Origin of the sequence: Micromonospora sp. CPCC 206061 (genome assembly GCF_036906915.1) — a bacterium.
Classification (GTDB): Bacteria; Actinomycetota; Actinomycetes; order Mycobacteriales; family Micromonosporaceae; genus Phytohabitans.
Genome location: NZ_JBAKHX010000042.1, coordinates 53,807 through 64,843 on the forward strand (window position 1 = coordinate 53,807; position 11,037 = coordinate 64,843).

Annotated in this window: 11 protein-coding genes; 8 read left to right on the forward strand and 3 right to left on the reverse strand. The window is 72.0% G+C overall.

Going from position 1 to position 11,037, the window contains the following annotated elements; translation table 11 throughout:
* Positions 1-119: 119 nt before the first annotated feature.
* Entirely contained in the window at positions 120-908 is a 789-nt protein-coding gene (locus V6V89_RS25280; protein ID WP_334621820.1) for an LppU/SCO3897 family protein, read from the forward strand.
* Between the two features lie 19 nt (positions 909-927).
* Positions 928-1,797, forward strand: a complete 870-nt coding sequence (locus V6V89_RS25285) for a TIGR03619 family F420-dependent LLM class oxidoreductase (protein WP_334621821.1) — start codon at positions 928-930, stop codon at positions 1,795-1,797.
* Here the strand turns inward: V6V89_RS25285 and V6V89_RS25290 are convergent.
* The 3 genes from V6V89_RS25290 to V6V89_RS25300 all read right to left on the reverse strand — a co-directional run bounded on the left by V6V89_RS25290 (position 1,785) and on the right by V6V89_RS25300 (position 4,921).
* On the reverse strand, positions 1,785-2,918 hold the full coding sequence (locus tag V6V89_RS25290) for a sulfotransferase family protein (RefSeq protein ID WP_334621822.1): 1,134 nt from the start codon (positions 2,916-2,918) through the stop codon (positions 1,785-1,787). The two genes, V6V89_RS25285 and V6V89_RS25290, sit on opposite strands and share 13 nt — an antisense overlap.
* Positions 2,919-2,981: 63 nt before the next feature.
* Positions 2,982-3,758: an SDR family oxidoreductase gene (locus V6V89_RS25295; RefSeq protein WP_334621831.1), complete on the reverse strand. Its 777-nt coding sequence runs from the start codon at positions 3,756-3,758 to the stop codon at positions 2,982-2,984.
* A 5-nt stretch (positions 3,759-3,763) separates the two neighbouring features.
* Positions 3,764-4,921 carry a hypothetical protein gene (locus V6V89_RS25300; protein WP_334621823.1) on the reverse strand — a complete coding sequence of 386 codons (1,158 nt, stop codon included), beginning with the start codon at positions 4,919-4,921 and terminating at the stop codon, positions 3,764-3,766.
* Positions 4,922-4,966: 45 nt separating this feature from the next.
* On the opposite strand from V6V89_RS25300, the gene V6V89_RS25305 reads away from it, so the two are divergent.
* From V6V89_RS25305 to V6V89_RS25330, 6 genes are all read left to right on the forward strand, one after another.
* The gene (locus V6V89_RS25305; RefSeq protein ID WP_334621824.1) at positions 4,967-5,986 is read left to right on the forward strand and encodes an alcohol dehydrogenase catalytic domain-containing protein; all 1,020 of its coding nucleotides are present in this window, start codon (positions 4,967-4,969) and stop codon (positions 5,984-5,986) included.
* 93 nt (positions 5,987-6,079) lie between these two features.
* Positions 6,080-7,057 carry a 2-dehydropantoate 2-reductase gene (locus tag V6V89_RS25310; RefSeq protein ID WP_334621825.1) on the forward strand — a complete coding sequence of 326 codons (978 nt, stop codon included), beginning with the start codon at positions 6,080-6,082 and terminating at the stop codon, positions 7,055-7,057.
* Between the two features lie 250 nt (positions 7,058-7,307).
* Positions 7,308-8,300 (forward strand): zinc-dependent alcohol dehydrogenase, encoded by a 993-nt coding sequence (locus V6V89_RS25315; protein ID WP_334621826.1) that lies wholly within the window; start codon positions 7,308-7,310, stop codon positions 8,298-8,300.
* A gap of 3 nt (positions 8,301-8,303) precedes the next feature.
* Positions 8,304-9,482 (forward strand): L-rhamnonate dehydratase, encoded by a 1,179-nt coding sequence (gene rhmD / locus V6V89_RS25320; RefSeq protein ID WP_334621827.1) that lies wholly within the window; start codon positions 8,304-8,306, stop codon positions 9,480-9,482.
* A gap of 30 nt (positions 9,483-9,512) precedes the next feature.
* Positions 9,513-10,298, forward strand: a complete 786-nt coding sequence (locus tag V6V89_RS25325; RefSeq protein WP_334621829.1) for an SDR family NAD(P)-dependent oxidoreductase — start codon at positions 9,513-9,515, stop codon at positions 10,296-10,298.
* Between the two features lie 56 nt (positions 10,299-10,354).
* The coding region (locus tag V6V89_RS25330) for a hypothetical protein (protein WP_334621830.1) at positions 10,355-11,037 on the forward strand (683 nt) is incomplete at its 3' end.

An 11,037-nucleotide genomic window follows, 5' to 3' on the forward strand; every position in this document is an offset into this window, starting at 1 on the left:
GGCGGCTGGCCCCAAACTCCTATCGCTCGTGGCCGGGGGGCACGACACGCCGGGTATCCGGGCGGCGCACGCCCGGATACCCGGTCTTTTTCTTACCAACGGGAAGGGACCTGTAAACGATGGGCGGCACGTACTACGGTTCGTCATCTGGCGGCTACGGGCAGGAGCCTGAATATCCGCGGCAGCCGGAGTATCCGCCAGCGACGGCGTGGCCGCAGCCGCCGGGCCAGGGCCAGCCACCCGCCTTCGGGCAGCAGCCCGGCTACCCCCACCAGCCCACGTCGCCCGGCTACGTTCCAATGCCGGAGCAGGCGACGCCGCCCGGCTACGTTCCAATGCCGGAGCAGGCGACGCCGCCCGGCTACGTTCCAATGCCGGAGCAGGCGACGCCGCCCGGCTACGTTCCAATGCCGGAGCAGGCGACGCCGCCCGGCTACGTTCCAATGCCGGAGCAGGCACCACCGCCCGGCTACGTTCCAATGCCGGAGCAGGCACCGCCGCCCCGCAAGAGCGGCGGGAGCAAGGCGCTGCTCATCGTCGGCATCGCGGCCGGCGTCTTGCTGCTGCTCTGCGTCGGCGGCGGCCTGATCGTGGCGCTGACCGCCGACGACCTCACCACACCTGACACCTCGACGACGGCGAACGCCGGCGCCGACCCCTCGGCGGAGGAGGACATCCAGGGCAACATCGACAAGTACCAGAAGGGTGACTGCCTGACGATCAACGCCGACAACGACGTGCGCGAGGCCGAGTGCACCGCGCAGGGCGCGTACAAGGTCTTGCTGCGCAAGGACGGCACGATCGCCGAGTCGGCGTGCGACAACACCGACGCCACCGAGTCCCTGTACCAGGACGGCGCCATCGGCACCAGGGACGACTTCATCTTGTGTATCGCGCCAGTGAAGTAGAACGCGTTATAGTTTCCTGATGAAGTTCACGGTCGGGATCGCCCTCAGTCCGCCGGAACAGATGGTCGAGTTGGCGCGCGTGGCAGAGGAGTGCGGATACTCCGCCATCGCGCTGCCCGACTCCATCTTCTACTCCGAGCAGGTCGCCGCCGCCTACCCCTATACGCCGGACGGGCGCCGCTTCTGGGACCAGGACACACCCTGGGTCGACCCGCTCGTGGCCGCCGCCGCGATGGGCGCCGCCACCAGCCGCATCCGCTTCTACACGCAGGTGCTCAAGCTCGGCCCGCGCAACCCCGTGCTGCTCGCGCGCCAGGTCGGCTCGGTCGCCACGCTGACGGGCAACCGGTTCGGGCTGGGCGTCGGGCTTGGCTGGACGCCGGAGGAGTTCGAGTGGTGCGGCGCGCCGTTCGCGCACCGGGGTGCCCGCGCCGACGAGGCCATCGAGGTGCTGAGGCTCATCCTCGGCGGCGGGATGGTCGACTACAACGGCCACCACTTCGCGTTCGGCAAGCTGCGGATGAGCCCCGCGCCGACCGCGCCGGTGCCCATCTACGTCGGCGGCCACACCGAGGCGGCGCTGCGCCGCGCCGCCCGCGCCGGCGACGGCTGGACCTCCGCGATGATGCGCTTCGGCGAGCTTCGGGCGACGATCCAGCGGTTGGGCGAGCTTCGCGAGGAGTACGGCCGGACCGGTGACTTCGAGATCCAGGCGGTCTGCGTCGACCGGTTCGGCCTCGCCGGGTACCGCCAGCAGGCGGACGCTGGTGTCACCGACGCGATCGTGGTGCCGTGGCTGCTCTACGGCGCCGGCTTCGACGCCGACGTGCGGTCCAAAAAGGACGGCATGCGACGGTTCGCCGACGACATCATCGCTCAGCTGGCATAGGCCCCAAAGCGCTCGTCGACCTGCTCGCCGCTGAGCCCGAAGTCAGCCAGGCTATAGCGGTGGGCGGGCCGCTTCTCGCTCTCGGTGAGCAGCTCGGCCATGGCTGAGCGCGCTTCCGGGCTCACCGCCGCGCCCAGCCGATCGTAGATGCCCTCGACCGTCCCCAGTGGATCTGCGACGAAGTCCTCGTAGTACACGTCGACGAAACGGTCCCGCGCGTGCCGGGCCCGCTCCACCGCGAACCGCGCGAGCCCGCGCGCCCACAGGTCAAGCTGGGAACGCCCGATGACCTCCGGCGTGAACGCCGTCGACCAGCCCTCCGACGCGCTGGCCGCCAGGCTGCACACCGACGCGATCGCCGTCCGCGGCGCGCGGTGCGTCTGCACCACGAGCGCGTCCGGGTACACGGACAGCAGCGCGTCGAGCGCGAACAGGTGACTGGGGTTCTTGAGCACCCACCGGCGATCCGCGTCGGGCAGGCCGATGAGCTGTAGGTTGCGCCTGTGCCGCTGGTACGCCGGCGTCCAGTCCTGACCGATCAGCCAGTCAGAGTAGGTGGGGATGTGCGCCAGGCACTCGAACGACACTGACGTCATCGACTGGCGCAGCAGCTGCCAGCACTCCTCGACCTGCTCGGCCGAGATGTGGTGGATGCCCATGAACTCGGGGTTCGCGACGTGGTGGCGCCGCACCCCCTCCTGGATGGCCGCGAAGATGGGGTCGCTGTCCCAGGTCTCACGCGGCGGGCGCGGCTGCGGCACCTCGGTAAGCCACAGCTCCAGCCCCTGGTGCGCCGGATCGGCGGTGAGCAGCCGGTGCAGCGCGGTGGTGCCGGTGCGCGGCAGCCCGGTCACGAACACCGGACGGGTGACCGCCACATCGGCGTACCCGGGATGCTGGCGCCAGGCGGCCTCGCTGAGCAGGCGCGCGATCAGGGCGCCCCGCAGGAACCCGCGCATCGCCTTGCTGCCCGCGGGGGTGAGCGCGCTCTCGGTGGCGTAGGAGTCCAGCAGGACGGCGAGGCCCTCGACGTAACCGCTGTCGCCGAAGTCGTCGAGCCCCGTGCGGCTGGTCGCCGACTCGTGCAGGTCGGCGACCGTGCCGACGTCCGTCCGGTCCACGCTGTACCGTCCTTAATGGCTGCCGTACCGTCCTTAATGGCTGCCGTACCGTCCTTAATGGCTTCAGTGGTGGAACTCGCCACAGTTGACGTCGACGCACTGCCCCGTCACCGCGCGGGCCATGTCGGAGGCGAGAAAAACCACGACGTCGGCGATCTCGTCGGGCTCCGGGAGGCGGCGCAGGTCGGTGGCCGCGGCGGTCTCCTCGTACACCTGCTCGGCCGGGACGCCGCGCTTGCTCGCCAGGTACGCGAAGTAGCCCTTGAGCGTGTCAGCCCAGATGTAGCTGGGCGCCACCGAGTTGACCCGTACGCCGGCGGGACCGAGCTCGGTCGCGAGGCTCTGCGCCACGGCCAGCAGGCTGGCTTTGGCCATCTTGTACGGTCCGAACATGCGCCGGGAGTGCCGCAGCACGGCCGAGTTCACCATGACGACCGAGCCACGCGCCTCGGTCAGCACCGGCTTGAGCATCCGGGTGAGGCGCAGCGCGGCGAACACGTTGGTCTCGAAGCTCAACCGCAGCACGTCGAGGTCCACTTTGGTCAGATCGCGCATGGGCGGCATCGCGAACGCGTTGTGCACCACGGCGTCCACCCGTTCGAACGCGTCGAGCGCCGTGCTCACCAGCCGCTCCGTGGCCGCCTCGTCGGTCACGTCGACCGTCACGGCCAGGGCGCGCCGGCCGGCGGCGGTCACCTCCTTGGCCACGTCGTCCAGGTACGAGGCCGTGCGGGCGCCGAGCACGACGTCGGCGCCGGCCGTCGCTGCCCGCAACGCGATCGACCGCCCCAGCCCGGGCCCGACCCCGGACACGAGCACCACCTTGCCGTCGAGCAGCACGCTCTTCACCCCAGCATCCGCGTCGCCACCGCCGCCTGCCGCGCGGCGATCCGCGCCTTCCAGGCCGCCGGCTCGATTCGTTGGTAGTACGGCAGTTCCTTGGGTAGGCCGTCGACCGGCACGATGTCGATGCGCGGCCCGTCGGCCGGTGTCATCTCGCGCGACAGCCGCTGCCAACGGATCTGCGCGTATCCGCGCCGGTGCCCCGTGCGTTCCAGCCAGTTGGCGACGCCGGGATCGCGCTCGCTGACGACGTATCGGATCAGCCCGTCGGGGTCGATGACCGCTTGGTGCGCGGTGAGGCTGGTCTGGTGGTTGATGTAGTCCAGCGACAGGTACCAGAGGCTGCCGAGCTGGATGCCCTGGTACGGCGCGTCGGACGCCGGCACGGTGATCACCATCGCCTGGTCGTCGTCGAGATCGTAGTGCCCCACCGACGAGTACTGCGTCGTGAGGCCGCCGGGCGTGAGCCGCGGCGCGGTGAGCGTATTGACCGGCAGTCCAAGGTAGAACCGTTCCGGGAACGCGAGAAACGTCTTGAGCCGGCTGATGAGGATCTTCCCCGCGACGCCGTACCGCTTGGTGAGGGCGTCCTGGGTCAGCGGCCGCGGCGCCTCGCCGACGCGGTCGGCCCGCTGGATGCGAAGCGTCCCGCGCTCCTCGGCGGACCAGTCACTGTAGACCTCGCGCACGACGAGCATCGCGGATCCGGGCGCGAGCGGAAACGCGTTCGGCCCGCGCAGGCCGGGCCCGAAGCGCAGCGTGAATCGGCCGTCGGGGTCGATGTCGATGGCCCGGTCGTCGAAAGCGGCCAGGCTGTCGGGCACGTCGACCGGCGAGTAGTCGCCGGCCAGGACCTGGAAGCTGAGGTCGGTCGTGGTGCCGCGCCGCCCGGTCACGACGTACTCGGCGTCGTCGCGCAGCCACGCGTGGAAGTACAGCGTGTCGGGGTTGTCCAGGCCCATCTTCGTGTACGGGCCGGTGGACTGCACGAAGTACGGGAAGTCCCGCTCGTAGGCCCACGCCATCTGGATGGCGGCCCGGATGCTGCCGGCGAGGTAGTCGTAGCCCTCGGCGAGGTCCTGCGGTGTCCGCACGTGTGGCGCGCCGCTGATGATCCGCTCGGCCTCGGCGAGCGCGTCGGCGAATGGCTGGGTCAGCACGCACTCATGCTAGAACGTGTTCTACATTTCCGGTAGCCTCGGTCCGTGCGGGCATACCGGATGGTGGATTGGGCGGCGCAGCCGCGGTCAGTGGAGGTCCCGGCTCCTTCGCCTGGTCCGGGCGAGATCCTGGTGCGGGTGGCGGGTTGCGGCCTGTGCCGCTCCGACCTGTCGATGCCGCAGCTGCCACAGGCGATAGGCGCGCGAATGGGCTGGCGGATGCCGTTCACGCTCGGCCACGAGACGGCCGGCTGGGTGGCGGGATTCGGCGCCGGAGTGACCGGCGCCTCCGCCGGCTTCGCTGAAGGCGACGCCGTCGCGCTCGTCTCCCCCACCTCCTGCGGCACCTGCCAGCATTGCCTACGCGGCCAAGACAACTGCTGCCCGGCGGGCGCGACCGGCCGCGGATACGGCCGCGACGGCGGGCTCGCCGACTACGTGCTCGTCGACAGCGCCCGTGCCCTGCTCCCACTCGGCGACCTCGACCCGCGCACCGCCGGCCCACTCACCGACGCGGGCGCGACGGCATACCACGCGGTCCAGCGCGCACTGCCCCGCATCGTGCCCGGCGGCACCGTCGCGGTGGTCGGCGCCGGTGGGCTCGGCGCGTTCGCGGTGCAGTTCCTGCGGGCGCTGACCGCCGCCCGCGTGGTGGCCGTCGACACCAACCCCGACAGGCTGGCGTACGCCACGGACGTCGGTGCCCACGAGACACGGTCCGCTATGGACGGACTGCGCTCGCTCGACGCCGTCCTGGACTTCGTCGGCACCGACGCGACGATCGCGGCCGGCGTAGCGGCGGTGCGGGCGGGTGGGGCGTTCGGGCTCGTGGGCTCGGCGGGCGGGCGCCTTGAGAAGGGCTGGTTCGGTGCCCTGCCCCGCGACGGCGAGGTGTACACATTCCAGGGCTCCACCATCGCCGACGCGCGAGACGTGGTCGCCCTGGCCACGGCGGGCCAGGTCCGCGTCGAGGTCGAGCAGTACCCGTTCGACGAGGTCGCAGCCGCCTACGCCGCCGTTGCGGCAGGCACCCTGAAGTCCCGCGCGGTAGTCCTCCTGTCCTGACCTCGCCCTCCACGCGGCCCCTCTTGCCCGGTAGACGCGCGGGGTACGAGCGACGGCAGGGCCCGGTCGGGTGAGGCCTGGTTGAATGGCTGGGTGCGGGTTTGTGTCGTGGGAGCGGGAGCGGTCGGAGGGCTCATTGGCGGGCGGCTCAGCGCCAGTGGGGCCGCAACGTCGGCGCTCGCGCGCGGGGCGACGCTGGAGGCGTTGCGGGCGCACGGGTGGCGGGTCGAGACGGCCGGTGGGCTGGTCAGCGGACCCGTCACGGTCAGCGACGACGCCGCGCGGCTCGGGCCGCACGACGTGGTGCTGCTGACCGTCAAGGCGCACGCGCTGCCCGGCCTCGCGCCCACACTCAGGCCACTGCTCGGGCCCGACACGGTGGTGGTGCCGGCCATCAACGGGGTGCCGTGGTGGTTCTTCGACGGGCTCGGCGGCCAGTACGAGGGCCTGCGGCTGCGGTCGGTGGACCCGAGCGGGTCTGTGGCTGAGGCGTTACCGACGAGGCGGGTGATCGGTTGCGTCGTGCACCTCGCCGCTAGCGTCACCGCCCCCGGTGTGGCGCGCCACACGGCGGGCGACGGGCTCATCCTGGGCGCGCCGGCCGGTGGTGCGGACGGGCGGATCGACCGGGTGGCCGAGGTGCTCGGCAAGGCGGGGTTCGCGGTGACGGTCTCGCCGCGGGTCCAGAACGACATCTGGTACAAGCTGTGGGGCAACATGACCATGAACCCGATCTCTGCGCTCACCGGGGCGACGGCCGACCGGATTCTCGACGATGGGCTGGTCAGCGGGTTCGTGCAGGCGGTCATGGGTGAGGCGGCGGCGATCGGCGAGCGGATCGGGTGCCCGATCGCGCAGACCGCCGCGGACCGAAGCGCGGTGACCCGCAAGCTGGGCGCGTTCAAGACGTCGATGCTGCAGGACGCCGAGGCGGGACGCCCGATCGAGCTCGACGCGATGGTCACGGTCGTGCGGGAGATCGGCGCCGCGGTGGGCGTGCCGACACCAAACGTCGACGCGCTACTCGGCCTCACCCGGCTCGCGGCCCGCCAGCGCGGCCTGTACCCGTAAGCCCCAGCCCGCCCTGCCCGCGGCCCCGAGGCGACCACCGGCCCGGGTCCGATCCTCCCCGCGCCGCGTCACGCGCGCTGGGTGATCCGGCACCACGGTCGCGCCGGCGGCCTGCCGGCGCAGCAGGCCAGATGCGTTTCAGGCATTAACCCACAACTCCTACTAGCTAAGTAGGGTATTGCTGTTCATATACACGAACTGCTGTCCTGATCCTTGAAGTCGGGCCGGCGGCCGCACTAGAGTCCCGCCCATGCGAGCCCTCGTGTTTCACGGCCCCGGGGACATCCGGGTCGAGCCGCGCCCCGACCCGGATGTCGCGCCCGGCGAGCTGCTCATCCGCGTCCTCGCCACCGGCATCTGCGGCTCCGACCTGCACGGATACACCGGCGAGAACGGCCGCCGGCACCCCGGCCAGGTGATGGGCCACGAGACGGTGGGCCGGATCGTGGAAGGCGACGCCCTCGCGCCAGGAACGCTCGTCACGGTCAATCCGGTACTCGGATGCGGCACCTGCGCCGCCTGCGCCGCCGGCACCGCGCAGCTCTGCCCCACCCGCAGGGTGATCGGCGTGGACCGGACCATCTCGTCGGCGTTCGCCGAGCTGATGACCGTGCCGGCGGCGAACGCCGTCGTCCTGCCCGACGGGATGCCCGAAGAGCACGGCGCCCTGGTCGAACCGCTCGCCGTCGGCTACCACGCCGCCGTCCGCGGCGGTGTCGCGGCCGACGACCGGGTCCTGGTGATCGGCGGCGGCCCGATCGGCCAGGCGTGCGCGCTCGCCGCCCGCCGCCTGGGCGCCCACGAGGTACTGGTCAGCGAGCCGCACCCCAGCCGTCGAGCGCTGGTGGAGCGGCTGGGTTTCGAGACCACCGAGCCCGCCGCACTCGGCAGCCGCGCGGAAAGGAACGTCGTGCTCGACGCCGTGGGCTCCAGCGCCAGCCTGCGCGGCGCGTTCGAGGCGTCCACCCCCGGCGCCCGCGTGGTACTGGTCGGCATGAACGCGCCCGACGTCACCCTCGGCGCCTACGCGATCAGCACGTACGAGCGCAGCCTCATCGGCAGCTTCTGCTACCCGGCGCGCGAGTTCCAGGCGACCGCCGAGTGGGTCGCGAGCCAGCCTCCGGAGCTGGCACACCTGGCCGACGCGCGGGTGCCGCTCGACGAGGCGCCGGCCGCGTTCGCCGGGCTGGCCGCCGGTGAGCTCGACGCCAGCAAGATACTGGTCCGGCTCGGGGAGCAGTGACGGATGGGCGTACCGAGGATCCGGCAGCTGCGCGCGTACACGGTGCGCGGCGGTGGCGCCGACTACCACGACCAGGCAGCCGGGCACTGGATCGACGACCACATCGCCACACCGATGGCCCGCTACCCCGAGTACCGCCACAGTAGACAGTCGTTCGGGCTGAACGCGTTGGGGACGCTCGTCGTCGAGGCCGAGGCGGACGACGGGAGCGTCGGGCTCGGCGTGACGGTGGGCGGCGAGCCCGGTGCCTGGATCGTCGAGCAGCACCTCGCCCGCCTGGTCGAGGGCCAGCGGGTCACCGACCTGGAGAAGATCTGGGACCAGATGTACCTTTCCACGCTCCACTATGGACGCAAGGGCTTGGCGCTCAACACGGTCAGCGGGATCGACCTGGCGCTGTGGGACCTGCTCGGCCAGGTGCGCCAGGAGCCGGTGTACCAGCTGCTCGGCGGCGCGGTCCGCGACGAGCTGGTCTTCTACGCCACCGGCCCGCGCCCCGACCTGGCGCAGAAGATGGGCTTCATCGGCGGCAAGCTGCCGCTGCGGCACGGCCCCGCCGAGGGCGAGGAGGGCCTGCGCGCCAACCTGGACGCGCTCGCCGCGATGCGCCAGCGCGTCGGCGACGACTTCTGGCTCATGTGGGACTGCTGGATGTCGCTCGACCTCGACTACGCGACCCGGCTGGCGCACGCCGCCGACGAGTACGGGCTGCGCTGGATCGAGGAGCCGCTGCTGCCCGACGACTACTGGGGCCACGCCGACCTGCGCCGCCGCATGCCGGCCAGGATGCTGCTGACCGCGGGCGAGCACGAGGCGACCCGGTGGGGGTTCCGGCTGCTGCTGGAGACCGGCCAGGTCGACATCGTGCAGCCCGACGTGGGCTGGTGCGGCGGCATCACCGAGCTGCGGCGGATCGCCGCGCTCGCCGACAGCCACGGCAAGGCCGTCGTGCCGCACGGCTCCAGCGTCTACTCGTACCACTTCGTGGTCAGCCGGCCGAACAGCCCGTTCGCGGAGTTCCTGATGATGCACCCGGAGGCCACCGAGGTGGTGCCGATGCTGCACCCGCTGCTGCTCGACGAGCCGGTGCCCCGCGGCGGCCGGCTGCGCGTGCCCGACCGCCCCGGCTTCGGCGTAAGCCTGAATCGCGACCTGAAGCTGTCCCGCCCGTACACCCACTAACCGCCCGTACACCCACAAGGAGGAGGCACTGTGCTCAGTGGACGGACCGCCCTCGTGACCGGTGCGTCGCGGGGCATCGGGCGCGGTGTCGCCCTCGGTCTCGCGGCGGCCGGCGCCGACGTCGCGGTCAACTACCACCGGCCGGCGGAGCCCGAGTTCGGCCGCGACAACGCCGCCGACGCGGCCGCCGTGGTAGCGGAGATCGAAGCCATGGGCCGGCGCGCGCTCGCCGTCGAGGCCGACGTCGCCGACGGTACGGCCGTGCGGCGGATGGTCGACACCGTCGTGGACGCCCTCGGCGGGCTGGACATCCTGGTCAACAGCGCCGGCATCTGCCCGTTCCACGACTTCCTCACGATGCCCGAGGACCTGTGGGACCGCGTGCACGGCGTCAACCTCAAGGGCGCGTTCCTGTGCTCGCAGGCGGCCGCCCGGGTGATGGTCGAGCAGGGGCGCGGCGGCCGGATCATCGGCATCAGCTCGATCAGCGCGCTGGTCGGCGGCGGCATGCAGACCCACTACACGCCCACCAAGGCCGGCATGCACTCGCTAATGCAGTCGATGGCGATACCGCTGGGGCCGCACGGCGTCACCTGCAACTCGGTGCTGCCCGGCGCGATCGCCACCGACATCAACTCCGGTGACTGGAGCGACCCGGACAAGCGCGCCTACCTCGACAGCCGCATCCCGCTCGGGCGCTTCGGCGAGCCCGACGACATCGCCGGGCCGGTGGTCTTCCTCGCCTCCGACGCCGCCCGCTACGTGACCGGGTCGGCACTCCTCGTAGACGGCGGGCTCTTCGTCAACCTCCAATAGGGCCAATAGCGCGAGCCTGCCACCGTGACGGGCCCGCCGCGTGTACAAACTATGGAGTGACCGCCGAACCGCTCGCCGACGCCCGCCGCTGGTGTGGCGACTGCGACCGCCGCACGCGGCTCACCGCCGGCGGCCGCCGCTGCGAGCGATGCAACCCCCTGGCCGGCCGCGACGAAGACCCGTACCGGCGGCGCGCCTGGTGCGGCGAGTGCGACCAGAAGGACCGGATGGTCCGCGACGGCTCCGGGCCCCACAAGTGCCGGCGCTGCCACCCGCTCGGGCGGCCACCCGCGCAGTGGCCGATGCACGACGTCCCCGTCGGATACACCGAGCAGCTCATGGCCTGCGAGTGGCTGTGCTACATCTCCCCCACCCTGCGACGGGTCGGCGGCGACCGGCTCCGGCTGCTGCTCGGGCGCTGGTTCGACACCGGGTGGACGCCGCGCGACGTGGTTTACGCGCTCGACCACCTGCCGACCGGCGAGGCCCAGCCGGGCGACGTGCCCACCGCCACCTCCGAGGCGAGGATCACCGAGGCGTACGTCAAGCGCCGGCTGCGCGGCTGGCTCGACGAGGAGCAGAACCCGCTCCCGGCGATCAACCAGCAGATCGCCGGCAACCGCGAGCGCCTGCTCGCGGCCCAGCTCGCCGCCCGCGAACAGTGGCAGCGGCGGGCCCGCCGCGCGGTGCCGCCGCAGCGTTCCGCCGCCGCCGCGCAGGCGCGGGCGATCGCGCGAGA